The 26980-nt window shown below is 36.7% G+C and carries 25 protein-coding genes and 3 pseudogenes; 11 read left to right on the top strand and 17 right to left on the bottom strand.

From position 1 onward, the window contains the following. Window positions 1-262: 262 nt before the first annotated feature. Window positions 263-532 (top strand): annotated as a pseudogene (locus tag U860_RS33395) (EndoU domain-containing protein); the annotation flags it as partial. A gap of 25 nt (window positions 533-557) precedes the next feature. After that, entirely contained in the window at window positions 558-896 is a 339-nt protein-coding gene (locus tag U860_RS0115065) for a hypothetical protein (RefSeq protein WP_025149197.1), read from the top strand. Between the two features lie 182 nt (window positions 897-1078). On the opposite strand, the pseudogene U860_RS0115060 reads toward U860_RS0115065, so the two are convergent. The 5 genes and pseudogenes from U860_RS0115060 to U860_RS0115040 form a co-directional block, all read right to left on the bottom strand. Beyond that, window positions 1079-1351, bottom strand: a pseudogene (locus U860_RS0115060) (hypothetical protein); the annotation flags it as partial. 43 nt (window positions 1352-1394) lie between these two features. Then, window positions 1395-1757, bottom strand: a complete 363-nt coding sequence (locus U860_RS0115055) for a hypothetical protein (RefSeq protein ID WP_025149195.1) — start codon at window positions 1755-1757, stop codon at window positions 1395-1397. Window positions 1758-1892: 135 nt separating this feature from the next. Then, window positions 1893-2075, bottom strand: coding sequence for a DUF3976 domain-containing protein (locus U860_RS0115050; RefSeq protein ID WP_025149194.1), 183 nt, complete (start codon window positions 2073-2075; stop codon window positions 1893-1895). Window positions 2076-2103: 28 nt separating this feature from the next. Beyond that, window positions 2104-2481: a hypothetical protein gene (locus tag U860_RS0115045; RefSeq protein ID WP_002170905.1), complete on the bottom strand. Its 378-nt coding sequence runs from the start codon at window positions 2479-2481 to the stop codon at window positions 2104-2106. A 2-nt stretch (window positions 2482-2483) separates the two neighbouring features. Next, window positions 2484-2693, bottom strand: a complete 210-nt coding sequence (locus U860_RS0115040) for a helix-turn-helix transcriptional regulator (protein WP_025149193.1) — start codon at window positions 2691-2693, stop codon at window positions 2484-2486. An 825-nt stretch (window positions 2694-3518) separates the two neighbouring features. On the opposite strand from U860_RS0115040, the gene odhA reads away from it, so the two are divergent. From odhA to U860_RS0115010, 6 genes are all read left to right on the top strand, one after another. Then, on the top strand, window positions 3519-6386 hold the full coding sequence (odhA, locus tag U860_RS0115035) for a 2-oxoglutarate dehydrogenase E1 component (RefSeq protein ID WP_025149192.1): 2868 nt from the start codon (window positions 3519-3521) through the stop codon (window positions 6384-6386). A gap of 129 nt (window positions 6387-6515) precedes the next feature. After that, window positions 6516-7775: a 2-oxoglutarate dehydrogenase complex dihydrolipoyllysine-residue succinyltransferase gene (gene odhB, locus U860_RS0115030; RefSeq protein ID WP_025149191.1), complete on the top strand. Its 1260-nt coding sequence runs from the start codon at window positions 6516-6518 to the stop codon at window positions 7773-7775. Window positions 7776-7900: 125 nt separating this feature from the next. After that, the gene (locus U860_RS0115025; protein WP_025149190.1) at window positions 7901-9811 is read left to right on the top strand and encodes a putative thiazole-containing bacteriocin maturation protein; all 1911 of its coding nucleotides are present in this window, start codon (window positions 7901-7903) and stop codon (window positions 9809-9811) included. Beyond that, window positions 9808-11757: a TOMM precursor leader peptide-binding protein gene (locus U860_RS0115020; protein WP_025149189.1), complete on the top strand. Its 1950-nt coding sequence runs from the start codon at window positions 9808-9810 to the stop codon at window positions 11755-11757. Before U860_RS0115025 ends, U860_RS0115020 begins: the two co-directional genes overlap by 4 nt. Window positions 11758-11779: 22 nt before the next feature. After that, window positions 11780-13342: a SagB family peptide dehydrogenase gene (locus tag U860_RS0115015; RefSeq protein WP_025149188.1), complete on the top strand. Its 1563-nt coding sequence runs from the start codon at window positions 11780-11782 to the stop codon at window positions 13340-13342. 92 nt (window positions 13343-13434) lie between these two features. Then, on the top strand, window positions 13435-14025 hold the full coding sequence (locus U860_RS0115010) for a class I SAM-dependent methyltransferase (RefSeq protein WP_025149187.1): 591 nt from the start codon (window positions 13435-13437) through the stop codon (window positions 14023-14025). Window positions 14026-14056: 31 nt separating this feature from the next. On the opposite strand, the gene U860_RS0115005 is transcribed toward U860_RS0115010, so the two are convergent. From U860_RS0115005 to U860_RS0114995, 3 genes are all read right to left on the bottom strand, one after another. Further along, window positions 14057-14467, bottom strand: a complete 411-nt coding sequence (locus U860_RS0115005; RefSeq protein ID WP_025149186.1) for a DUF3908 family protein — start codon at window positions 14465-14467, stop codon at window positions 14057-14059. Between the two features lie 233 nt (window positions 14468-14700). After that, the gene (locus tag U860_RS0115000; protein ID WP_025149185.1) at window positions 14701-15189 is read right to left on the bottom strand and encodes a GNAT family N-acetyltransferase; all 489 of its coding nucleotides are present in this window, start codon (window positions 15187-15189) and stop codon (window positions 14701-14703) included. Window positions 15190-15289: 100 nt separating this feature from the next. Then, the gene (locus U860_RS0114995; protein WP_025149184.1) at window positions 15290-16624 is read right to left on the bottom strand and encodes an FAD-dependent oxidoreductase; all 1335 of its coding nucleotides are present in this window, start codon (window positions 16622-16624) and stop codon (window positions 15290-15292) included. 103 nt (window positions 16625-16727) lie between these two features. Here U860_RS0114995 and U860_RS36430 point away from each other — a divergent pair. Then, window positions 16728-16976: pseudogene (locus U860_RS36430) on the top strand (hypothetical protein); the annotation flags it as partial. Here U860_RS36430 and U860_RS0114985 read toward each other — a convergent pair. After that, entirely contained in the window at window positions 16965-18203 is a 1239-nt protein-coding gene (locus U860_RS0114985) for a YARHG domain-containing protein (RefSeq protein WP_025149183.1), read from the bottom strand. The pseudogene U860_RS36430 and the gene U860_RS0114985 sit on opposite strands and share 12 nt — an antisense overlap. A 19-nt stretch (window positions 18204-18222) precedes the next feature. Continuing rightward, window positions 18223-19005, bottom strand: coding sequence for a zinc ribbon domain-containing protein (locus tag U860_RS0114980; protein WP_025149182.1), 783 nt, complete (start codon window positions 19003-19005; stop codon window positions 18223-18225). A gap of 201 nt (window positions 19006-19206) precedes the next feature. Here U860_RS0114980 and U860_RS0114975 point away from each other — a divergent pair, with 201 nt between their 5' ends. Then, window positions 19207-20040 (top strand): hypothetical protein, encoded by an 834-nt coding sequence (locus U860_RS0114975; RefSeq protein ID WP_025149181.1) that lies wholly within the window; start codon window positions 19207-19209, stop codon window positions 20038-20040. A 14-nt stretch (window positions 20041-20054) separates the two neighbouring features. On the opposite strand, the gene U860_RS0114970 is transcribed toward U860_RS0114975, so the two are convergent. Beyond that, window positions 20055-20738, bottom strand: coding sequence for a YukJ family protein (locus U860_RS0114970; protein WP_025149180.1), 684 nt, complete (start codon window positions 20736-20738; stop codon window positions 20055-20057). Between the two features lie 223 nt (window positions 20739-20961). After that, window positions 20962-22461, bottom strand: a complete 1500-nt coding sequence (locus U860_RS0114965) for an L-lactate permease (RefSeq protein WP_025149179.1) — start codon at window positions 22459-22461, stop codon at window positions 20962-20964. A gap of 162 nt (window positions 22462-22623) precedes the next feature. Here U860_RS0114965 and U860_RS0114960 point away from each other — a divergent pair, with 162 nt between their 5' ends. Beyond that, window positions 22624-23181, top strand: a complete 558-nt coding sequence (locus U860_RS0114960; protein WP_025149178.1) for a DUF4240 domain-containing protein — start codon at window positions 22624-22626, stop codon at window positions 23179-23181. Window positions 23182-23214: 33 nt separating this feature from the next. Here the strand turns inward: U860_RS0114960 and U860_RS0114955 are convergent, their stop codons facing one another. The 5 genes from U860_RS0114955 to trpC all read right to left on the bottom strand — a co-directional run bounded on the left by U860_RS0114955 (window position 23215) and on the right by trpC (window position 26979). Continuing rightward, window positions 23215-23562 (bottom strand): DUF4029 domain-containing protein, encoded by a 348-nt coding sequence (locus U860_RS0114955; protein ID WP_025149177.1) that lies wholly within the window; start codon window positions 23560-23562, stop codon window positions 23215-23217. Window positions 23563-23636: 74 nt separating this feature from the next. Further along, window positions 23637-24413, bottom strand: a complete 777-nt coding sequence (gene trpA / locus U860_RS0114950) for a tryptophan synthase subunit alpha (protein ID WP_025149176.1) — start codon at window positions 24411-24413, stop codon at window positions 23637-23639. 3 nt (window positions 24414-24416) lie between these two features. Continuing rightward, window positions 24417-25610 carry a tryptophan synthase subunit beta gene (gene trpB / locus U860_RS0114945; RefSeq protein ID WP_025149175.1) on the bottom strand — a complete coding sequence of 398 codons (1194 nt, stop codon included), beginning with the start codon at window positions 25608-25610 and terminating at the stop codon, window positions 24417-24419. Beyond that, the gene (locus U860_RS0114940; protein ID WP_002170884.1) at window positions 25607-26221 is read right to left on the bottom strand and encodes a phosphoribosylanthranilate isomerase; all 615 of its coding nucleotides are present in this window, start codon (window positions 26219-26221) and stop codon (window positions 25607-25609) included. Before U860_RS0114940 ends, trpB begins: the two co-directional genes overlap by 4 nt. Continuing rightward, window positions 26218-26979, bottom strand: coding sequence for an indole-3-glycerol phosphate synthase TrpC (trpC, locus tag U860_RS0114935; RefSeq protein ID WP_025149174.1), 762 nt, complete (start codon window positions 26977-26979; stop codon window positions 26218-26220). The genes U860_RS0114940 and trpC overlap by 4 nt, the downstream gene beginning before the upstream one ends. Between the last annotated feature and the right edge of the window lies 1 nt (window position 26980).

Below are 26980 nucleotides of genomic sequence, written 5' to 3'. Positions count from 1 at the left end.
GTAAAATGGCGTTCTATCAACGGGTAGAGCGCTATTTTTATGCGATGATTTACTCGTTGATTTAGCCGACAGGGTTGCGGTACACAGCCAAACTGTATGTCGGTATGGAAACCTCCTATTTCGTTAGTAACGGAAAGGTTTTTTGTTGTCTTCTAATCGTTTAAAAGGAAAACGTTTAAAGTAAACGCGCACTACTCGCCGTACCTTAAATGATTTACACTTTCTATTTACAACGTTCACTCCCGTAAAGGAAGCCGAAGGAGAAATTCTAAGAGTTACAAGACCACCAAACCGTTATGGCGTATACGAAGCTGAAGTTTCAGTAAATGGTGTACCTAAAACATTACCTTCAACATTTTTCCCGGATCATTGGGGTAGAACAGAGGTCCTCAAAGCCATTGAAGTAGCATATAATAATAAAGTTTACTCCGGAAGAGGGAATAGGTATATTGTTACCGCTCCAAATGGTATGAAGATTAGATTATTTATTGATTCAAACGGAAGAATCATTTCAGCATTTCCACTCTACTAATTTATAAAGGAGACATTATTTACTTATGAAATATACATATAGAATTTATGAAGGTTCCTTAAATACCCTAATGATTGAATTACCAGAAAAAATTTCTTTAGTTGCAGTTTTATTAGAAGATGATATTCATAGCAATCATGGTATACAGTATTTAGATAAAGTATTAAATAGGGAATTAGATTTTCTTGAGATAAGCGGAAATAGTTGTAACTTAGAAATACAAGCAGATTACACAAAAATTTTACACCGTTTTTATGAAGATGGAGAAAATACTTGTGAAATTGAAACTATTGAATTAAAAAACTTGATGTTAGTATGGTTAGCAGAGTATGAAAATCACTTGCGAAACCGTAACTCTAACTAGAGTAGGATATTTATTAAAGCCAACTCCTGACAAGGAGTCGGTTTTTCTTTGTTATTTCATGTAAACATACACATCACTAGCTGAAATCTAATACATGTTTCTTTTGAAATTTATCAGATTTACACATGATCTTATATTTTAAAGACAGTTCCCCCTAGACAATCATCAATTACTGCGTTACTGTCTTGAAAATGAAACTTATATTTTTCTGATGTATTTATTTTTAACTCTTCTAAGTTATTGATTATATCTAAAGAGTTGAAGATTCTTCTGAAAAAGTGCTCGTGTCCATCTTCTCCATAAGGTATTCCTTTGAAAAAATTTTCGTTATGTACTTTAAAACAGCCTATAACCGCTCCACCATGTAGGTTTTGTTCCTTGAATGTATGTATAAGTTGCTCAATAGATGAATCCTTCGTGTCTATTTTTTCAAAAGTTCCCGCTTTCCACCTCATGATATTCACTGCCCTCTATCAAAAAATTTCTCTTCACTTTATACTATAGTACTTGTTTTAACATCGGCCTGACTATTCTATATTCTTCACTATAAGGTTCTTTTACAACTAAAGGTGTTTTATCATCCTCTTCTTCTAAAATCATTGCGAACACTTCTGTTTTTTCTTGTAATATATTAGATTCACTATTTCCAGTAGGCTTTTCGCTTGTTTCAATTTTCTTTGTAACTTCGCCAAGCCTTTTCCCAATTTCTTCTGCTTTTGCAGGTTCATTCGTAACGTAGTATTCCTGATCCTCCCATACTAATATAGGTGGTACTTGTTCTCTCTTGTTACATACTATATAAGTAATACTAGCTACAAATAGTAAACATGTTAATAAAAAGAAGATAGTTTTTTTATTCATATACTATTCTCCTTATCTATCATTATATTGGATTATGTAATACACGATATAGTCAGTAAATAGTTCTTATGGTGATTTTTGGTTTTAACTTCAAAAAGAAAGACCTTACTAAATGTAAGGTCCCATTTTAAAATTCTATAATGACTTATTAATTAGAACGATTAATACGATGATCGCTATAAACATAAAGACTAAACAGCCAATTAATTTATAGAATCCTCTTTTCGTTAACGTCCCGCCTTGGACGTCTTTACGGATGAATAAGAATACCGCCAAAAATAAAATAAGCCCCATACCAAAAGCGTACATCATTTGCATTTGTTAATCTTCCTTTCTCTCTTACATCTTAATATCTTTTAGACAAAACAACAAATGAGATAAAGACTGTACTCATCGTTAGTGCCATTAATATGTTCAATAGTTCAGTTGCAGATAGTGTAATTACCTTTAAGTTTAAACCAATAGAGAAAAGAAGGTAATATGCCGTTAGTGCAAAAAAGGTGAAGAACATTCCTTTATAACGAATGAGTTTCATTCGCTCATCTTTTTCTTTAAATTGCGGGTGCAAGTAGCTTAAGCAAAAACACATGATCATCATCGCAAGTAATGGATAAGTTATAGCTGGTGGTGCAGAATGCGTCATTATACCTGTTAATATCATAAATCCACTCATAACTAGAAAAATAATTCCCATAATAACAAAGTACTTTTGTGAATAATTCATTCCTACTCCCCCTCTTCTTTCCCTTCATAAATAAATACATGTTCTATCGTTGTCTGAAATGCTTTTGCGATTTCAAATGCTAACGGAAGTGATGGATCATATTTCCCCTTTTCAATTGAGATAATGGTTTGTCTGGAAACCCCTAGCTTTTCAGCCAATTTTTCTTGAGATAGTCCTAATTTCTTTCTGTATTCGACCATTTTATTTTCCAAGGAAATTTCTCCCTCCTTCCTTATACCGAGTATATATGTAAAGGAACCTTTACGTCAAGGTTCCTTTACATTCATATAGATTATTTTGCTTTCTATTTATATAGAAGAAACTTTTCCAGTTTCAACACGTCTATTTTGCAACGAAACATGGAACAATGTATATATCCGTTACTATATCTCCTCCCCGCTTTTATAAAAATTTAATATCTCCATATTTGTTTTATCTTTTTAAACCATTTCATTCTTCTCTTTATTCAATGAAATGTGCTGTTGTTTTTACGGTGTTTTTCGCCATATTTATAGAAACTAACGGTTTATGAAGCATTTTTTATGTATAGCCACTTTTTTTGTAGAAATCCTTCATTTTCCTTTTAATATTTAACACTATCGAAATAAAGTTTATGCTAAATTCATAATTTTTTATTTTTTATACTATATTCCGTTATATTGTTGTATAATATCAATGAAAGCGCTTATTATTTCAATATACATAATTCGAACTCGTTTTTATTGAAACATTCTAACGATTATACCTATATTTAAATGCAACAATTATAGTTATTAATGTAGGTATACCAAATATATCCACCCCCTTTTTCTGTAAAATTACTTTATAACATGAAAGATTAACTTGGGTGATAAGTTATTGTGAATGTTTTTTTACAAAACAGATAAGTAATAGTGTTTGGTATTATGTAAATTATTGTAATAACATAAGAGTAAAGAAAACATTTACATTGATTATTGATTCATCAATTATTGAAAAGAGCAAAATGCACCTTTTTGTATAGGAAAAGGATTATATGCATTGGGAGGTTTAAACAAATGACGAGGAAGAATACAACGACAAACCCTTGGGCCAAGTTCCATGGTCCGAACCTTGGTTATGTTATTGAACAGTATGATCTTTACGTAACTGGAGCAGGTTCTGTTGATCCGGAATTACAAGAGCTTTTTGAAATTTTTGGAGCTCCTGCGTTCCAAGATGATGTCGTAACAGGGGACAACACAGCAACAAATTTTTCTCCTCAAAACACAGGAAACATTGAAAAAATTCTTAAGGTCGTTCAACTTGTTGAGCAGATTCGTTCTTTCGGGCATACGTTGGCTCACATTAATCCAATGGAAGATGCTGCAAATGGACAATCTCTTATCGAGAAAGCAATGAGCGAACTTAGCGATGCTGATTTGAAAGCGATTCCGGCTAAAACAGTATGGCAGGATGCACCAGAAGGTATTCACACTGCACTTGATGTAATTCATAGATTAAAAGACGTTTATACAAAATCTTTAGCTTATGAATTTTCACATATACAAGATAGTGAAGAACGCGCGTGGTTGCATCAAATGGTGGAATCAAATTCATTGCGTCAACCATTATCAAATAAAAAACGAACTGCTCTTTTAAAACGTTTAACAGCTGTTGAAGGTTTCGAGCAATTCTTGCATAAAACATTCGTTGGTCAAAAGCGTTTCTCTATCGAGGGCGTTGATATGCTTGTACCTGTATTAGATGAAATTGTTCGAGAAGGTGCTAAAGGTGGCGTAGAAGATGTCATGATTGGTATGGCTCACCGCGGTCGTCTAAGCGTACTTGCTCACGTATTAGAGAAACCATATAGTCACATGTTTGCTGAGTTCAAACATGCAAAAATAGAGGGCGTAAAGGCAAATGCTGGCTGGACTGGCGACGTGAAATACCATTTAGGTAGAGAACAAGTCGTTGGTAATGAAGAAGTTAGTACTCGTGTTACATTAGCAAATAACCCAAGTCATCTTGAGTTCGTTAACCCTGTTGTGGAAGGTTTCGCACGTGCAGCTCAAGAAAATCGTAAAAAATCTGGTCTTCCAGAACAAGATACTTCAAAATCATTCGTAATTTTAGTTCATGGTGATGCTGCATTCCCTGGTCAAGGTATTGTATCTGAAACATTGAACTTAAGCAGATTGAACGCATATCAAACTGGCGGAACGATCCATGTTATCGCAAATAATGCAGTCGGCTTTACGACTGATAGCTATGATTCTCGTTCTACGAAATATTCGAGTGACCTTGCAAAAGGATTCGACATTCCGATTGTTCACGTGAACGCTGATGATCCGGAAGCTTGTCTTGCTGCTGCTAACCTTGCGATTCAGTATCGTACGCTGTTCAAAAAAGACTTCTTAATCGATTTAATCGGTTACCGTCGCTACGGTCATAACGAAATGGATGATCCAGCAGTTACGCAGCCACAAGTGTACAAAAAGATTAAAAATCACCCAACTGTAAGAGCAATTTATGCAGATCAATTACAAGCTGCTGGTGTTCTGAATGCAGATGAGGTTGAAACAATTACTCAGTTTATACAAGAGCAATTAAAAGCTGAATACGCACAAGTGCCACCTGCTGATACGAGTGCTGCAACAATTCACGTTAAAGTTCCAGATGTTGTTGCAAGAGGCATCCAGCCGATTGACACTGGTGTTGAACTTGACTCACTTCGTGCAATTAATGAAGGTCTATTATCTTGGCCTGAAGGCTTTAACGTATATCCAAAAGTGAAGAAAATTCTTGAGCGCCGTAAAGATGCTCTTGAAGAGAACGGTAAAATTGAATGGGCACTTGCTGAGTCGTTAGCATTCGCTTCTATTTTACAAGAAGGTACGCCAATTCGTTTAACTGGTCAAGATTCACAGCGTGGTACATTCGCGCATCGTCATATCGTATTACACGATACTGATACAAATGAAACATATTCACCATTACATCGTTTACCAAATATCAATGCTTCATTCTCTGTTCATAACAGTCCGTTATCAGAGGCTGCTGTTGTTGGTTACGAATATGGTTATAACGTATTCGCTCCAGAAACTCTTGTTATGTGGGAAGCGCAATACGGTGACTTCTCAAATACTGCGCAAGCGTTATTTGATCAATATGTTTCAGCAGGAAGAGCAAAATGGGGTCAAAAATCAGGTTTAGTTCTTCTATTACCACACGGTTATGAAGGTCAAGGACCAGAGCATTCTAGTGCACGTCCAGAGCGTTTCTTACAATTAGCTGCTGAAAATAACTGGACAGTTGCAAACTTAACGAGTGCGGCACAATACTTCCATATCTTGCGTCGTCAAGCATCTATCTTAGGAACAGAAGCTGTTCGACCGTTAGTAATTATGACGCCGAAAAGTTTATTACGTCACCCACTTACACTTTCAACAGGCAGTGAGTTAAGTGAAGGACGTTTCCAACCTGCTTTAGAACAAGAAAACCTTGGTATGAAACCAAACAAAGTAAAACGTCTTGTTTTAAGCACAGGTAAAATGGCGATTGACTTAGCAGCAGAGATCGACAATGGTAAGCATGAGTACAGCTTAGATGAAGTTCATATGGTTCGTATCGAGCAGTTGTACCCATTCCCTGCTGAAAAAGTTCAATCTATTATTAAACGCTTTAAAAACTTAGAAGAAATCATTTGGGTTCAAGAAGAACCTCGTAATATGGGTGCATGGCATTACATGGCTCCAATTCTGTTCGAACTTGCTGGCGATAAAGTGAAAACAGGTTATATTGGACGCCCTGATCGTTCTAGTCCATCTGGTGGCGATCCATTCGCTCACAAAGCTGAGCAAGAACTAATCGTTGCGCACGCTTTAGACGTGAAGTACAACTTCCGTCAAGATAAACAAGAAATTGAAGTTTACAGCAACTGAAAGTAACAATGAATTTTTCAGGCTCTACTTGGGCAGATATTCTGCCCAAGTCGGGCTAACAAATGGAGATTACCGAAGATTAAAGAAGACAAAACACACCGTTAGGCAAATAAGGGGAGGACATTTAAAATGATCGAAATTAAAGTACCTGAGCTTGCAGAATCTATTTCAGAAGGAACTATTTCACAATGGCTTATCAACGTAGGCGACAAAGTTGAGAAAGGTGGCAGCGTTGTTGAGCTTGAGACTGACAAAGTCAATGTAGAAATCATTGCAGAAGATTCAGGTATTGTATCGAAGTTACTAGGCGAACCTGGAGATACAGTTGAAGTTGGTGCTACTATCGCAATTTTAGATGCTAATGGCGCAGCAGTTGCAGTAAGCACACCTGCTCCAGCTGCTGAGCAACCAAAACAAGAAACTACTGAAGCACCAAAAGCTGAAACGCAAAGTGCTGAACAAAATAAAGCTCTTCAAGGTTTACCAAATACAAATCGTCCTATCGCATCACCAGCTGCTCGCAAAATGGCTCGTGAATTAGGAATCGACTTAAACGATGTGCGTAGCACAGATCCACTTGGACGCGTGAGACCTCACGATGTACAAGCTCATGCTACAGCGCCAAAAGAAGCACCGGCTGCTCCAAAAAGTCCAGCTCCTGCTCCAGCTGTAAAAACTGAATTCGAAAAACCAGTTGAGCGCGTGAAAATGTCCCGCCGCCGTCAAACAATTGCAAAACGTCTTGTAGAAGTTCAACAAACATCTGCAATGTTAACAACATTTAACGAAGTTGATATGAGTGCAATCATGGAATTACGTAAAGAACGCAAAGATGCTTTCGAGAAAAAACATGATGTACGTCTTGGCTTTATGTCATTCTTCACAAAAGCAGTTGTTGCAGCATTAAAACAATTCCCATTATTAAATGCTGAAATTCAAGGCGACGAGCTTATCATTAAAAAATTCTATGATATCGGTATTGCAGTAGCAGCTCCAGATGGATTAGTTGTTCCAGTTGTACGCGATGCTAACCAATTAAACTTCGCTGAAATCGAAAGCGAAATTCGTGAATTGGGTAAAAAAGCACGTGATAACAAACTTTCATTAAAAGAATTACAAGGTGGTACGTTTACAATTACAAACGGTGGCGTGTTCGGTTCTCTAATGTCGACACCAATCCTAAACAGCCCACAAGTAGGTATTCTAGGAATGCATAAAATCCAAGTACGCCCAGTTGCAATCGATAACGAGCGTATGGAAAACCGTCCAATGATGTACCTTGCACTATCTTACGATCACCGTATTGTTGATGGTAAAGAAGCAGTTAGCTTCCTTGTTGCTGTTAAAGATATGCTTGAAGATCCAAAATCATTGTTATTAGAAGGTTGATAGACTAAGAGTCTATTAAAGGCTGTAGAATGAATCCATTCTACAGCCTTTTTTTATGCTCATAAGGGACAAATCGCACTACATAGACTAATAATGTATGCTTACAAAACATAAGGGGGATAAAAATGAGCACTCTTCCGACTCACACGAAACTCAAAACAAATAAAGATACTTTCTTCCTCCCCGATTCAAACGGGGGTGTCTATTTTCGAAATAACTCCAGTTCATTCCGTATGGATGGTGATGGAATTTATAATTGGATTGAGAAATTAATGCCTATGTTTAATGGTAATCACTCTTTAGAGGAATTGACGGCTGGTCTCCCTCTCCCCTATCAAAATCGAGTGTTTGAAATTGGAGAGATTTTATATGAAAATGGTTTCGTTCGTGATGTAAGCCAAGATGCTCCTCACGAATTAAACGATGCACTGCTCGACAGATATGCTTCGCAAATTGAATTTTTAGAAGCTGATTCCCATTCAGGTGCTTTAAAATTCCAAACGTACCGCACAGCAAATGTACTTATAATTGGTTCTGGGGATATGCTTACTTCCCTAGTTTCTTCTTTGCTTGAATCCGGCTTACCTACATTTCATTATCTTATTACAGATCGTGCCGAAACAAACTACGATCGAATTCATGAACTAATAGAACGTGCCTATGCAAATGATGATCATGTACTTATACAAGAAATAGATACTACAATCGATCGTCCTTTACATGAAGTATTCGAGCCTTTCGACTGGATTTTATACGTTTCTCAAAATGGAGATATTGAAAGTTTAAGAGCAATACATGCTATTTGTAGAGATGAAGGGAAAAATTTCATCCCTGCTATATGCTTATCAAGAATCGGTTTAGCTGGACCTGTCGTAACAGCAGAGCGTGAAGAATGCTGGGAATCAGCATGGCATCGGCTACATGAAGCTACTTTGCAGAATGAAAATCCACCAGAGCCTTTCTCACCAATTACAGGTGCAATGTTAGCAAATATTATCGTTTTTGAATTGTTTAAACATGTCGCTGACGATTCACATCGACAGAATAACCCGCAATTCTATTTATTAAACTTTGAAACACTTGAGGGAAAGTGGCATCCCTTTATAAAGCATCCTCTCGCAACTGATGAAAGCTTTACAATTGATACAGTGCAAAATCTTCATGAAAACCTTGCACATCGTTCCGAACAATTTGATTCAACTGAAATTTTCCGCTTTTTTGATACATTAACTTCTAGAGAAGCTGGTATATTCCATATGTGGGATGAACAAAATTTATATCAATTACCTTTATCACAGTGCTATATTCAAGTCGCAAATCCATTATCAGACGGACCTAGCACTCTCCTTCCTACTATAACTTGTGGTGGATTAACTCATAATGAAGCGCGCCGCGAAGCTGGTTTAACAGGGGTTGAAACATATGTAGAGGAAATCATTCATCGCCTTATTCCTGAACATAATGATATCGGTATTGGTGCTGGTGAAACGATGATAGAAGGTGTATACCGTGCACTACAAAAACATTTAAATAATAAATTGTGTGAACGGCAATCACATATGCTAGAAGAAATTACAGAACTAGATTTAACCGAAATACATGATAACCATTGTAGATTTTACTACAATGCTCTCTCTACAATTCATGAAACGCCTAAAGTTGGAGTGAGTGAGGAATTACTCGGTTTTCCTGTCGTTTGGGTCGGTATAAATGATAGATGGTATGGTGCAGCAAATATTAATATGACATTGGCACTAAGAAACGCTCTGCAACAAGCACTCCTTCATATTCAAAATGAAGAGGTTCCTTATAGAGCTAATATTTTGCCGGAATCATCCATTATTTTATGTAGTACTGATTCTTTTAGGGTAGAAATACAAGAAGTTCCAGGCGTACAGTCTTTACAGGTTGCCCTGCAAAATTTAGCAGAAAACAATTTTTATCCATTCGTTTTTGATTTAGCAATTGAGTCATTTCTAAAAGATAACTTAGATGGTGTATATGGGGTATTAATTGAGGAGGGTGAAAGCAAATGACTCAAAACATACTACTAATAGGAGATGGCCTACTCGCAGACTATGTACATGATCAATTGTGTAAACAATACTCCATCATCCGCCAACATACAATTACAGAAACTCTCCCTGAAAATATTCATCTCGCTCTTGTATTACATGATGGCTCTCCTTCTTCCGTTCATCATGATGCTGAACTTATCTTTCGCTCAAGTAACATTCCATGGCTTCGGGGGTTCACTTCATTTGGTGAAGGGATTATCGGCCCTTACATTCCCCCTCTTGCCACAGGATGTACCAACTGTGCTGATGGCCGTCGCTTTATAGCTGGCTTTGATCAACGAGAAATGTGGGAATTACAGCGGAAATATGCGTTAAAAGCAAATGATGTGACGAGGCGTGATGTACGCGCCACCCAAAATGGAATTTTACAAATGTGCCAGCTCATTCATGCTGAAACAGAGAAAATATTATCTACTGAACATTCTTCTTTAGAAAACGAACTTATTTTACTAGACTTACAAACATTACAATGTACCCGGCATTCCTTTCTTCCAGATCCTCTCTGTCCAGTATGTAGCAATTTGTCTGACGATACAGCCGATGCATCAAAGATTTCTTTACAACCGAGTTTGAAAACGAGCAGTGAAGCGTATCGCTGTCGTTCGATTCATGAGCTAAACACATTTTTAACGAAAGATTATTTAGATTATCGAACCGGAATTTTAAACGGCAAAATGCAGCATTCTTTATTACCGTTCGCTGATGTCATTATAAATATGCCGTTAATGTTTGGGAATGAAGGTGTCGCGGGCCGAACTAATTCATTCGCACTCAGTGAATCAACTGCTATTTTGGAAGGATTAGAACGATATTGTGGCATGTCACCTCGTGGCAAAAAGACAAATGTACATGGTAGTTTTCGTGAACTAGAGGATATCGCACTGAATCCCCTCACACTTGGTGTACATACAAATGAACATTATAATCGTGATCCTTTTCCATTTAAACCATTTGATCCTGATCATCAGCAAAGTTGGGTATGGGGATATTCTTTATCACAAGATAGACCACTTCTAGTCCCAGAATCAATCGCCTATTATAGCCTTGGTCATCGAGATGCTTTTGTGTATGAAACATCAAATGGATGTGCGATTGGTGGTAGTTTAGAAGAGGCCATTTTTCATGGCATATTAGAAATCGTAGAGCGCGATGCTTTTTTACTCACATGGTATGCAGAATTACCTCTTCCTCGTCTTGATCTTAGTTCTGCAGAGGATACTGAATTACAATTAATGATTGAGCGCTTGCGTACGATTACTGGATATGAATTACACGTTTTCAACGCAACGATGGAACACGGTATTCCGAGCATTTGGGTGATTGCGAAAAACACGAGGCAAGATGGGATGAATCTCGTCTGTGCTGGTGGTGCTCATATGGAACCCATTCGAGCAATCAAAACTGCGATTCATGAAATAGCTGGCATGTTACTTATATCAGATGATGATCTGAATCAAAACAAAGAAAAATATGAAAACTGTTTACGCGATCCTTATCTTGTTACGCAAATGGGCGATCATAGTATGCTATACGGATTGAAAGAAGCTGAAGAACGTATTCACTTCCTTTTACGTGACGATGCTCCGGTGCAAACGTTCCAAGAAGTGAATGCATTACAATCATTTGATATGGATTTAACATCTGACCTGAATCAACTTTTAAACCGACTACATCAATCTGAGCTTGAAGTAATTGTTGTAGATCAAACTGTCCCCCTCATAGAAAAGAATGGATTACATTGTGTAAAAGTAATTATTCCAGGTATGTTACCGATGACGTTTGGTCACCATCTCACTCGTCTTACAGGACTAGACAGAGTATATACCGTACCGATGACACTCGGCTATACAAATGAACCTTTAACTAATGAGGGATTAAATCCACATCCGCATCCGTTTCCATAATTTATAGTAAGGAGGGAATTTGATGCAACTAGATACTTTTTTACACCATCTCCATTTCTCTATTAATGAAATTATGCCGCCCGATAAAGAGATTGATTGGGAAGATGCGCCACTTCCTTATAAATTATATCGAAATTTACCAGTCATCCCTCTCTCTTTAGAAGTCCCGTTAACATTACGTAATCCTTCTACTAAACCTAACTTAGAGGAAATCGGTCATTATCTTTGGTACTCATTTGGTTTAACACAATTATGCCAACCTACTACTAGCCTAGAACATAATAGAACAACGACTCTATTCCGAAGATTCATCCCTTCAGGGGGGGCTTTATATCCAAATGAATTATATATGTATTTAAAGATTGACCATTATCCAGACGGAATTTACCATTATGATGCCGCACACCATCGTCTCATCTTACTTCGCGAAGGAAATTTCGATTCTTATCTTACAGAAGCACTCGGCAATCGTTGCAACATACATTCTTGTTTTGGCGCTGCATTCGTATCTACTATGTTTTGGAAAAACTTCTTTAAATACAATAACTTTTCATATCGTCTGCAAGGGTTAGATAGTGGCGTTCTAATCGGACAATTGCTTGAATGCGCAAAACAATTCGGCTACACAAATGGGGTATATTTTCAGTTTCTAGACCGGGCAATTAATCATTTACTCGGACTATCAGAAAATGAAGAAAGTGTATACGCGGTCGTTCCTTTAAGTACAGAACCACATACAGATTGGTTTCACGATGATCATCATGAAAATAAAACAGTTACTTCTCATGACTTACTACAGCAAATTCCGCCTTTAACACATGAGCATTTCGTTCGCTCAAAACATGTAGATGAATATCCGATGATAACAAAAGTAAACGCGACATCTATGATTGAATCGACAGAACACTTCCAAACATTAACTCATGAAGAACGACATCAATATAATGCCCACACTTTACAACTACCAAAAGTAGAACGTTTATCATATGATTTCTTGCACCTTTGTAAAAAACGATATTCACCTGATGCCGACTTCATTTTAACGAAATGGGATGCAGTCGAGCTCGCTACTTTACTACAAGAAGCGAGCCTCTCCTTCCCTTATTACAACGACCTTGATGGTAATTACTTAAATGAAAATGCACGAGTCTCATTATATGGATGCTTTTATAACGTAAAAGATATAGAAAACGGCGCTTACGCTTATAACATTCAAACACATTCCATACAGCCAATACGGCATGGAGACCTTCGTTATCCCCTCCAATCCAGTATGACGATGGATAACGTAAATCTGTTTCAAGCACCACTTTGTCTACATGTAATTGGAAATAAAGATTACTATAAAAATGAATTAGGATATAGAGGATACCGTATTCACCAAATGGAAGCTGGTATCCTCGTTCATAAACTCGTTTTAGCTGCGACTGCTATGGGAATGGGCGGTCACCCTTTACTTAGTTTCGATACAAATTTATGTAATCAATTGTATGGAATAGATGGCAGAAATGAAACGTCGCTCATTCAAATTCCAGTTGGAGCGTATCGGGCGCGGAATTGGCTAAAAGGATACTTGCATAATTAGAAGCACGCCAATTGATGGCGTGCTTTTTTTAAAGGAGTTAAATTATTAGAAGCGAAATAAGTACATATTCTTATATAAAAGGAGAGTTTGAATTGAGTATTTTACAACGATTAATCGAGCAAGCGAAAAATCCTCGTGGGACAATCGGTTCCTCTATGCTTTGCATTATGAATGCTGCACATACGAGACTAACAAATTGGGCTTTACAAAAAATACATATAAGTGAAGATGCAGTTATTTTAGATATTGGTTGTGGAGGTGGTAAAACAATACATACACTTTCAAGATTAACTCCCCATGGGAAAATATATGGGATTGATTACTCCAATCAAGCTGTTGAAAACTCAAAGAAAGCAAATATGAAGGATGTAAAAGCAGCGAAAGTAATTATTCATCAAGCAAGCGTCTCCTCTATTCCTTACAATACGAACTTCTTTGATCTCATCACCGCTTTTCAAACCCACTACTTTTGGCCTGATGTTGAACACGATATAAAAGAAGTGTTTCGCGTCTTAAAACCGAACGGATCCTTTTTATTAGTCGCTGAAACTTTCAAAATCCAATATCATATGGATACATTTAAAGCGACCGAAGAATTAGTAAACCTCTTTTATAAAACAGGATTTAAATGTGTGAAATGTTATGAGGAGAGAGGTTGCCTTTGTTTAATAGGAAACAAGTAAAAAAGCAGGCCGTTCAAGGCCTGCTTTTTTACTAGATTAATTTAAAGATACTCTTAATTTGTCTTGCAAATAACCAGTTTTTCGTACCATAGTTATCATTTAAACTATCTAAATTGATAACTTTTCCATTAGAAAACTTCAATTCTAATGTAGTATTTTTATCATTTGTTTTTAAATTACTATTTGTAATATCAGCATACTTTAACTTCTCAACTTCGACATACTCTCCCTTCTCTTGTCCGATAACAACGTGATCTTGGAAGAAGAAAAATACTTCTGCTTTCTTGCCGAAACAAAATACATTTTTCGTATAAATTAACGTCGCGTTATCAAGTCCAACACATACTTCTTTCATCTCTTCAACAACGTGTCCAAAGTCTTCTTCATGTCTTGTATTTGATTCAGCAATCCATTCTTCGATTGTTTTCATATTTATTGCCATGTTGTACCCCCTGGTTCGTTCATTGCTTGTTAAAAAAACAAATACTATATGACAATATAAGCGATAACTACTATACTTTTCAAGGGTGAACGCTATATTCAAAATAAAGTGAAACTTTAATCAGCAAGGATTTTGCCCATCCCCACCGATTAGTAGCTCTCACGACAATCGAGCTGCCCGTTAACGCGGGATAAAGTTAAACTTCAAAGTAATTGTAAAGAGCACCAATTTCATTATATTTTAAACGTCTGAACGAGACATTCTTCATCATCAATTAGTTGCTCTCTCTCATCAAATTCAATATTCAGTTCTTTATATACTTTCTTCCAAAACGAAACTGCTGGTACATTTTTCACAAGTTCGATGACGAAATATTGTCCTCGTTTCTCTTCTAGTAAATCCTCAATAACTTGTTTACCAATTCCTTTTCCTTTATATTGATTCAATATGAAAATATCATTAATACCAAAGTCATTTTCTTTCTTTAAAAATGGACGTTCTAATAACAATAAAAACCCTACGATACTATTATCAACTTTTATGAAATATGGAGTGATTCCGTCGATTTTCCAAAACGTGTCCAAATCTTCGTATTCAAAAAAACCATCCGCTCCAATAGTTATATTAGTAGTGAACCTAGAGAGGTCATGAAGATATAGTGAGTACAAATTACGTAAAATCGTTTTTTCTGATTCTTGAACTTTTTGAAGTGCTACAACCATTTTTAATGATCCCCTTCCCTATATGTAACTATTTCCCAATCCTCTTTATTCGACAAAAATGATCATTCCCCTTTAACAAAAAAATAGCACTTAAAAAGTGCTATTCCGCTCTCCTTGCTGCTTGTTGAATTGGATCCCAAACGCTGTTATATGGTGGTGCGTAACTTAAGTCGACATCTTCTAAATCGTGAATGCTCATTTTATTGAAAAGTGCCATTGCGATAACATCAATACGCTTATCTACACCTTCTTCACCAATTACTTGTCCGCCTAATAATTGTTTCGTATCAGAACGATATAGTAATTTCAAATAAAGTGGTGTAGCACTCGGATAATAGCCTGCCATATTTGTTGAATCTATTTTTACTGTTTTATACGGAATATCTAATCCGCTCGCTTCTTTTTCATTTAACCCCGTTCTCGCTAATGTAAGATCCATAAATTTAATAATTCCTGTACCTAAAGTACCTTTAAAGGCTCTTCGTTTATCAACCATATTTAACCCTGCAAGTCGCCCTTGTTTATTTGCGGTCGTTCCAATTGGAATATGATCATGAATCTCTTTTATAACGTGATAATGCGTTGCACAATCTCCTGCTGCATATACATCTTTCACATTCGTTTGCATATAAGCATTTACTTCAATTGCACCTTTATAATTTTTACGTATATTTGTCCCCTCAAGAAAATCAGTATTTGGCTGTACACCGACAGATACTAAGACGAGATCTGTTTTATACGTACCTTTATCCGTCTCAATTAGCTCTACTCTCTCTTTTCCTTTAAACGCTTTTACATTTTCATTTGTTAAAATTTCGATATTATGTTTATCCGCTTCTTTATGTATATATTCCGCCATATCGGCATCATAAATTGTGCCAATATGATCGTTTCGCTCAATCATTCTTACTTTCTTTCCTAGTTCTACAAATGTTTCTGCCATCTCTAGACCAATTGCACCGCCGCCAATAATCGTTACTTGCTCAACACTATTTGCTTGTAACGTGTCTAATATACGCTCAGCATCCGGAATTGTTTTTAAAAGATGAACACCTTGTAAATCCCTTCCTTCCCAATCCGGCATAACAGGTCGTACACCAGTCGCGATTAATAATCGATCATATGGAAATTCAAAGACATCTTTCGTCTTCGTATGTACTGCATACACAACTTTATTTTCAGTATCCACTTTCGTTACTCCATGACGCACTTTCGCATCTATTCCGTATTTATCTCGAAATGTCTTTACATTGCGTGCGATTAATTTTTCAGTTGAAGCAATAGCACCGCTAATTACATACGGTAGTCCGCACTGAGCGTATGAATATATTTCACCTTTTTCTAACGTCACAACATTTGCAGTTTCATCGTTTCTAACAATTTGCATCGCTGCACTCATACCAGCTGCATCTCCGCCAATTATGACATAGTTCACTTTACCACTCCTTCTTTTTACATACTCTTTACGATTTCCATATTTTATAGAAATAACACCTACTTCTATTGTAAAGAAAGAGAATTCCCTCTACAAATTTGTGGCACAAGATATTTGGAAAGCCACTCGCTTCGCCTCAGCATCACACGCCGGTAAGTCCATATTTCCGGTCGGTACTGTTAAAATTATTAACTTATCTCCAGATACAATAACGGTTAGTACATCAGGAAAAGCAAGCAGAGTCACATTCCTCTTTCATATTTTTTCTCATGAGATCCCAATTCAGCTAAATAACTATAGAAAAGGTACAGTAATATGCACTGTACCTTTTTCACGCACTCTATTCTCTTGATTTGATAAGTTCAACATTATAAGATTCAATATTAGTTAACGCTCCTGTAAAATAAGGGTTTTCTCTGTACCAAGACTGTTTTGAAAAGTACGTTTGCATATCTTTCGTTTGAAAAATATGTCCATGTCTTGCGTATATTTCATTTCTAGCAATTTTCAATTGTTCTTTCGTTAAATATCCCAAATCCGCACTCGTTAATTTACGAATATCACTATCAGGGAAAATGAAACCATTATATACATATTGAGTCGTAACTGGCGGGGTGACATTGTAAATAACTGTTTTTTCTGCACCTTTCTTTTGAAATGGAAGACTATAAGTCGACAGTGCGGTAACAGTTTCCACCTTTGTCATTTCTCTTCCGTTTTCACCATTTCGTTCTAAATAAATCGTTGCACTTCCATCAGTAGATATAGGCCCCCACGTAATCTCTTCTCCGGTCAACGTTGTAACTGGCTTTTGATTCACATATAATGTCGCACCAGGCGCATTCGTTTGGACTGTAATATATTGTCCTTGTAACGTTAAATCTATCGTTACATTATTTTGGCTTTGTTTCATAAGTACAACCTTTTCTTCACGGGATAGTTTCACATATTCATTTTTATATTCTGATTGAAACAGTTGTACCCCTGGAAGAAACGGTCCATATTGCTTCTCAAACTTTTTATCATTCGTCTTATCAAGCTCTTTTCCGTTCACCTTTAAAAAGGTATCTTTTTCATTTGTAAGTAACGTTGCATAATACGTCTTCGCTTTCAATTTATACCGATCAAATAAAAAGAAATACTTCCCGTCTTTCGTTAAAGAAAAATCTACTCTTTCTATTCCCTCACCCTGCTTTTGTCCTTGCTTCATATAACCTTTCAATTCATTAACGTAAGACGGATTTTCTTTTATATATGAAAATAGAGGCGCTAAACTCTCTCTCGTTACAATAACCGCTGTATCATCTGTCGTGACCATCTCAGCCAGTTGCTCCCCGTTCCTCTCTTGTAAAACAGTAATCATACGGTCTACTTGCGCTGATTGCGAATAATATGAACCACCATACATATACAACCCGCCCATTACTATCACAAAAAGTGCTAAAAGTATAATTCCAATTTTTGTCCCTTTGCCCATTTTCTGCTTTTGTACTACAGGACGTCCCCTCTTCGTCCCGCAGTTTTGGCAAAATTGTACTCCGTCTTCAAACTGAGTTCCGCACTTTGTACATACATTCATCCGTTCAACCACCTTTTCATTAGAAGCCAGTTAATCCTCTGGTAAAGGTTTGAATTATCGTGTTAATGTAAGACCAAAGTACAATCCATGTTGCAATCCCAATGAAAACATTTGCGATAATAAGTGTGTAAACAGGATCTAAGCCACCGTTGTCTAGTTTTAATATAGCTACAATTATACTAATCCCTATATATGTTGTAGCTACCCATAGTAATATCGGTAAGAAAAAGATTAATAAGAAACTAAAAAGAAACGAAAGGACTAATATAGCAATAGCCGGAGTCACTATCGTTCCCCATATACCGAATACTTCAAGAAAAGAAAAAGATGATTTCATCATCTTACCGCTTACAAAAATAATAAATCCGACAAATAAAGTTAAAATTAATAAAAATAAAAAGACCGTTACAGATTCTCCAAAAAATGTGGGAGTAGATATATCTGGTGCAAATGTTCTCGTAACGGCTGTTGCTGCGCTCATTATTCTATAAAATATACATGCTCCTAAAAAACAAATAAGCACAAGACTCACTATCCCATTTCGCACTTCAATACTTCCACTTTTCATAATCGCTGTCGGTGCTTTTAACGCATTTTGAAAGAACTGAAAATAACCACTTGCAAATTTTTTCGCTTGCTCTACCGTTTCATTCGGCCGACTTTCCTTTACTTGCGCTGCGCGCGATAGTTGCCCTTCTTCCTGTGTGCCACTTGCTTCCGCTTCTTCCGTTAACGAATGTCCACAATTCCCACAAAACTTTGCCTCCGCTGCATTTTCTGTACTACACGCCGGACATTTCATTCTCTCATCCCTCCTTAAGCATATACCTTATAGGGTGTTACAGATTCAATATATGACTTTGGACATAAAACATGACTACAAGAAAAAGATTATGAAATCCTCCCTTCGAAAGAAAATATATGTACTAGTAATCTAGAAAAATAATGCTATTATGAAACATAGCAAATAAAGTGAAACTTTAAACAGATTGGATGAAAGACAATGGAATTTGTAAACTCAATTTTTCAAATACTCCTTACAAGTGTGATCCAACTATTTTCTTTAATTGGAGTCATCATTGTAATTGGATTTCTATTAGGTTATTTAGAATCTCTCACACGAATGTATTGGTCAAGGGCTTTCGGAAGAAAAGGATTCCTATTAACTGCGTGGATTGGTGTTCCTATTCATGAACTCGGACATGCAATTATGTGCGTACTATTTCGTCATAAAATTGTAGCAACGCAGTTCTTCCCAACAGATACAAGTCAAGGTGCTCTAGGTTACATACAACACCAATACAATCAAAAAAGTGTATATCAGCGAATTGGGAATTTCTTTATTGGAATCGGCCCTATTATTTCTGGTATTACTGCATTAATCCTTTTAATGCGTTATTTCGTACCAGATTCATATTCTCTATTTAATACAACTCTCGAAAAAACGATTGCCTCTACTTCTATTAATGTAGAAATGGTCCAAAACATGATACTATCAACGTTTGTATTATTGAAAAGTTTATTTACGCTAAACAATTTATTAAATCCTTCATTTTGGTTATTTTTATTTATCGCTATTTGTATTTCCGCACATATCGCTTTAAGTAAACCAGACATTAAAGGATCAATAGACGGTGTCATCGTCATGTTTATCGTGTTATTTTTATTCAATATAATAGCGGGACTCTTTCAGTACGATAGTAACCAACTAATTGGTAAAGTAATGAAATATAATATGTATCTCATTGCGTTTTCTAGTGTGGCACTGCTGTTCTCTTGTATTTCTACACTTGTGAGTTTTGTATTTTATAAAATTAGAGGAGGTAGTTCATTTTGAACTACCTCCTCTAATCATTTCTCTCTCTTATAACTACAATTCTCAACCGGAACACGAGCATGCCCCTCTTCATCGGTACACCATGACTGTGACTGAAAGGCAAGGAAAATACCTACCCACTCTTCCCTCTTCTCAAAATGAATGAGCAAACCTCCATCTTGCCATATACCGTCATCACCTTGCCATTTCTCTACATTCCCTTGATTCATATGAATATCGTGTATACCGTTTCCAGGTGTAAAGTGGAAATATGAATCCGGAACCTTTTCTTCCGGTCCCCACCTTTCACCAAACGCATAAATAATTGCTTTCTCATCTATTGCTCTTTTTATATAATGTTCTATTTTCTCATTTAAATCATTATCAGATCCCGATTTTTCAGCTGGCAAAGGAATCATTTGCTTTGATTCAAATAAATTACCTCTTACATAATCTAAAGCGACTTTCGGTTCGTTATTCTTTACTTCTGTAAAGCCGAACGGTAATGTCGGTAAAATATGAATCGCCTCTAATCGAATATTGTTACTCGCAAAATATAAAACCTCCGACGGATAACTTTGCGACTTCACATTAATTGCAATGCGATAATCTACTCCTACTTCGCCTTGTAAATGAACTTGATAATGAGGTGTTTTCCCTTTTCCAATCTTTGATTGTATAACGGTACCTTTTAACACACCGTAGTTTTTTAAGGACATCTCTTTCATCTCCTATTCATTTAGTAGCAGCTTTACATACTTACAAATTATCCAATCATAAAAAAAATCCTCCTATGTTAGGAGGATTTTTCACTTTATCCCACATTAACGGGCAGTAAGACCCCCACAAAAAAATCCAGCGGGAGCCTGACTGCCCGTAAAAGCCCGATTGGTTCAACTAATGCTTTGTGGGGATGTAAAACGCTCCCGACTAATTAAAGTTTCACTTTATCAATACGTACCAAAAAATAACTTCTATCACTACAAGTAACACCGCACCAAAAATCATTAACGTCGTTTTCTTTAATAGTTCATTTTCACGATAAGGGATATTACATAAATAAGCACCAAGTGTAATACGTGATGGACAAGCGATTGTCGCTACTGATGATGCGGTATTTTGAAGCGTTGTGACGTATTGCCACGGGAGTGCTACGTTTTGAGCTGTTTGCATTTGCAGTTTTATAAACATTGCATTTGATCCTGCGTTACTACCTGTTAAAAAGCCACCAATTCCGCCGATGAATGGCGCAACGAAAACGAAAAAGGTACCAAATGTTTCACCAGCTGTTTTTGCTAGTAATGAATGCATACCAGATGCACCCATTAGTTCTGAAATTGCAATGAACATCGTCGTTGTAATAGCGAAAGGAATCCATTGTTTTATCGTTTGTGAGATTGATTGTTTAATAATAGTAGATGGAATGCGGAAGAAAATAATTGTAAATAAACAAGTCATACCGAGCCAAAATCCTGGCGAATACAGCATTTCTAATTTGTAAGAGTATGATTTAAAATCGAGAACCGCATATGACCTAAGCGAATCATGTAATACTGGAACAAGGCGAGAAAGTAAAATACAAACTGTTAAAAAGATATAAGGGCTAATAATTTTTATAATGGATACTTCTCTCTCTGCAGCAGCCGCATGTTCCGTTAAAAGGTTTTGCTCACTTTTCCCTTTTAATTTAATGATAAGAAAGCCAAATGTAATTGTAACGATAGAACTTAATATCCCTGCTAATTCAACACTTACGTACGTGTTAGAAAGATAGATTCCTGTAGAAAATAATAGAAAGAACCCTACTCCCTCCTTCCACTTTTTTATAACCGCCTGAAAGCCACCAACAACATATAAAGACAGAATAATAAAGTAAGCAAAAATCGGGATGCTTAATAGCGCTGTATTTGTGCCAAGAGTTGTGAGCGGCATGTTAATAAGCTGAGAACCGATAATTGTACCGGTTGCCATCGCGCCCCATGAGCTTGCAAGTAAGCCGATAAACGAGAGTAGCACAGCTTGAAATGGTTTATAGCCGAGAGAAAGAAAAATAGGTGCTGCGACCATAAAGCCAATTCCGAACCCACTTACTGATTCAATAAGTGGACAAATACCAAAACACATAAGAAGCATTTGCAATAATCGATCGTGCGTGACTTGTTCTAGAAATCTCGCTACTTGATCGATATACCCCATTTTGTTCATAAGGTGAAATAAAAAAATACCGAAAAACAAAACGTATCCGACAATAAAACAAATTAACCAACCTTTAATCGTTGCGTGTACAGTTTCACTTATCCCTAATTGAAACGTTGGCGAGAGTAAAACGATTCCGACAGAAACGGCATAAGAAATTAATGAGGCTCTTAATGACGTTTGTTTAAACAAAAATAAACAAATGAAAATCATCATAATCGGGATAAGTGCCAACAATATGGCCATGCTATCATCTCATTTCGTAAAAAATGCAATTTTAACTATTATATAACAGGTGTTATAATTTTCAATTAATTTTATAACAGTTTTTCTCGTTATTGTTAATGAAGTGAATAACCGAAAAAATGTTACACTTTAAGAAATACATTTTTTCGAGGTGTTATACATATGAATAAAGAACAATTTTGGCAATTTATTTCTGAAATGAATACAAAAGACGCAACGAGTGATTGGTTAATTAAACAATTATCTAAAAAGCCTACAAGTGAAATTATAGATTTTGAGATTCATCTCCAAAACGCTTTAAAGCAATCTTATACGTCTAACCTATGGGCTAGCGCTTATATTATTTTAGGTGGATGCTCTGATGATTCATTTGATTACTTTAGAGGCTGGCTTATTGCATGTGGACAAGAAATCTTTGAATCCGCAGTAGAACACCCTGAGTCCCTAGCAAACTTAATTCCGGAGTTTTATGAAGAAGATGAGCTTATTCCAGAATTCGAGGAAATGCTATCTGTCGGACTTGAAGCCTTCTCTTTAAAAGAAATCGGTGATACAGAATGGGACGATGATCTGTGGAATAAATTTGACTCCCTATTAGATGAAAAAGGGCATGATTCATCTATGCCTGAACTGGAATTCGATTGGGAAGATGATGAAGATGAACTAGCGGAGCGCTTTCCAAAGTTATGGGAGCGTTTCGGCGAGAACCCATTAGGTTAAAATAGTAAGAGGCCCCTATTAACAGTAGGCCTCTTATTTATCCTGAAAAACCGTCTGCTGCCCAAGCATCTTTTCTAAAACAGCAAACACAATATAAGTACATACTACTTGCAGTACAATATTCCCAAATTTCATTAATGCAAATGAATGAATCCCCCGGAATAATTCGTTTAATAATACAATCGAAACGATACTAAATAGTTCTATAATAATTGAAAATATACATACTTCTAAAATAGATTGCTCTTGAATCCGCTTTAAGTTGGAAAAGATGAATACATACCCTAGAAATAGAGCCAATAATTCTATTTTCGTCATGCTAATGAGCCGAGCGTATAGTGGTACTGTTAACAGAAGATATAATAGTTTACGTCTTAGCATGCCTTCTCACCCTCTAAAATATATGTATTTTCTGTATATTTTAACATTTCTTAAAGGAAACAAAAAGAAGAGACTTACGCCTCTTCTTTTTGTTTTACCGCATGTATTAACTCACATATTTCCTCTTGCTTTTCATTTTCTAAAAGCTCAATGACTTTACTTCCAACGACAACACCGTCGCATATTGTAATCATTTCTTCTATTTGTTCTCGTGTTGAAATACCGAATCCTGCAACTACCGGTAAGTGGACGTGTGATTTTACTTTTTCTAAGTAACTATGAATCTCGTCTTTAAAGTTTTGGCGTACTCCCGTTACCCCCGCTACTGTAACAGCGTAGACGAATCCTTGTGATTCACTCGTAATTTTTTCAATCCGCTCAATTGGGCTCGTTACGGTTACGAGTGGAATTAAAGCAATATTTGCCTCTCGAAGTAATGGAGCGATAATATTTTGTTCTTCATACGGTAAGTCTGGAACGATAATGCCATCCACACCTACCTCAAGACAACTCCCGATGAAACGTTCTTTTCCGAATGCGAGTACTGGATTTAAATATGTCATGAGTACAAATGGAATTTGTACTTCTTTCCTCACTTCAGCTAATGCTTGAAAAATACCTTTTAATGTTACACCGCTATCTAACGCTCTTTTTCCTGCTCTTTGAATAGTTGGACCGTCTGCGACTGGATCTGAAAATGGGATACCAATTTCAACAATACTTGCCCCTGCTTCATCTAGAAAACGGATTTGTTCTTTTAATTTTCCAAGGCCACCATCTCCACCCATTACGTAAGGAATAAATGCTTTCTTGCCATTTTCAAACGCTGCTTTAATTTTTTCTACTCCCATTTTTTACACCTCTTCCATATAACGTTTTATGCTCTCTACATCTTTATCACCACGACCGGATAAACAAATGACAAGTCCTTCGTCTTGCTTCATTTGCGGTGCTAGTTTTAAAGCGTATGCAACAGCATGTGAGCTTTCTAATGCCGGGATAATCCCTTCTTTTTTCGTTAACAATTGGAACGCTTCTAACGCTTCATCATCTGTAATCGAATGGTAAGAAACGCGACCGATGTCTTTTAGTAAACTATGTTCTGGTCCAACACCCGGGTAATCCAGTCCTGCCGAAATAGAGTGCGCTTCTTGAATTTGTCCTTCTTCATTTTGCAGAAGGTACATCATTGACCCGTGTAAAACACCGACGCTTCCTTTCGTTAAAGTCGCTGCGTGCTTTTCTGTATGGACCCCTTTTCCAGCTGCTTCTACGCCGTAAAGAGCAACTTCTTCATCGTGTACGAACGGATAAAACATTCCCATCGCGTTACTACCACCGCCAATACAAGCAACGACTGCTTCTGGTAATTTCCCTTCTAGCGCTTCATATTGTTTTTTCGTTTCTTTTCCAATTACACTTTGGAAATCACGGACAATTTGCGGGAATGGATGTGGTCCGAGAACTGATCCCATAATATAGTGCGTATCATGCACGTGTGAAACCCAGTAACGAAGCGCCTCGTTCACAGCATCTTTTAATGTACCGCTACCGGCCGCTACGCTTTCTACTTTCGCTCCGAGCAATTCCATTCGGAACACATTTAATTTTTGACGTCTTACATCTTCTTCTCCCATGAAAATGACGCATTCTAAACCAAGAAGTGCACATACAGTAGCTGTTGCAACTCCATGTTGTCCAGCCCCTGTTTCAGCGACAACTTTTTTCTTACCCATTCTTACCGCAAGAAGTGCCTGGCCAATTGTATTGTTAATTTTGTGAGCTCCTGTATGATTCAAATCTTCACGCTTTAAATAAATCTTTGCCCCGCCGCAATACTTCGTCATATTTTCCGCAAAATATAGCGGTGTTTCTCTTCCAACATACGTTTGTAAATAATGATTTAATTCCTTTTGAAACGCTTCGTCTTGCATCGCTTCTTTATATGCTTCTTCTAGTTCTAATACGGATTGCATTAACGTTTCTGGAACGTATCGTCCTCCGTATATACCGTAATGACCTTTTTCATCTGGATATGCATAATTCATTTGGAACACTCCTTCGCTTTTTGTATAAATTGTTTTATTTTCTCTATATCTTTCTTTCCTTCTGTCTCTACTCCACTGCTCACATCGATCATATAGGGCTGAACGGTTCGAATTGCTTCTTCTATATTAAGGATGTTTAATCCACCAGCTAATATCGTTTTCTCTCGCAACTCGTTTGGCATATGTGCGAGTAACTCCCATGAGAATGTCTTACCATTTCCTCCATGAAACCTTTCTTTCGGGCTATCAAATAATACATAATCAGTTTCGTATATATTTGCGTTTTTAATTTCACTCTCCGCAACTACTCCTACCGCTTTTATAGACGGAATATTCAATCTTCTAATGTGATAATTTTCCTCATCCCCGTGTAATTGCACATGTGTTAACCCGCATTCCTTTGCAATTTTCTGGATCATTTCTACTGATTCATTTACGAAAACACCAACTTTTAAAACGTGCGCTGGAAGTTCCTGAATAATTTCTTTCGCTTGCTCGGGAGTGATTTTCCGTTTACTTTCTGCAAAAACAAATCCGATTGCATCTGCACCGTATTCACACGCACTTTTCGCTGTTTCAACATCAGTAATACCGCAAATTTTTACTTTCATATTTTCACCTTACATTCATCGAAAAATCTGCTAATAGAAGATGTTGTCATAAGTGCTTCACCAACTAATACACCTTTTGCACCAGCTCTTTTGACGCGAATAATATCCTCTTTTGAATGAATGCCACTTTCGCTAATCCATAGTAATTTTTCCTCATTCAATCGTTTTCCGAGCTTTTCTGTTTGGCTTACATCTACTTCGAACGTTTTTAAGTTTCGATTGTTAATGCCAATAACATGTGGATTTAATTCAATTGCAATTTCTAGTTCTCGTTCATCATGAACTTCAACAATCGCTTCTAATCCTATTTCTAGTACGTAGTTATAAAGCTCTTTTAACTTCTCTTTCGTTAACGCCGCTACGATTAATAAAATAAGATCTGCTCCTGCTTCATATGCCTTATCAATTTGAATTTTATCGATTATAAAGTCTTTGCATAAAAGCGGAATGTTACTTTCTGTTCTTGCGGTTTGTAAGTCGTGAAACGATCCTTTAAAAAATTGACTGTCTGTTAAAACGGAAACCGCCCCAGCACCACATTCTTCATATGTTTTAACTTGTCTTGGTACATCAACATGTAAATTTATATCACCTTTTGATGGAGACGCTCGCTTCACCTCTGCGATTACAGTAAACTGCTCTAAAGCTTTTACAAGTGAGTGTGTTTGCCTTTTTGCTTTTACTGGTGAATACGTTTCATATAACTCCGCAACTTCTACTTTCTTTTGCTCTACAATTTTGTCTAAAATCGTCCCCACT

It is taken from the genome of Bacillus sp. H1a (assembly GCF_000633475.1).
GTDB lineage: Bacteria > Bacillota > Bacilli > Bacillales > Bacillaceae_G > Bacillus_A > Bacillus_A paramycoides.
This window is presented reverse-complemented; position numbering and strand designations above follow the sequence as displayed.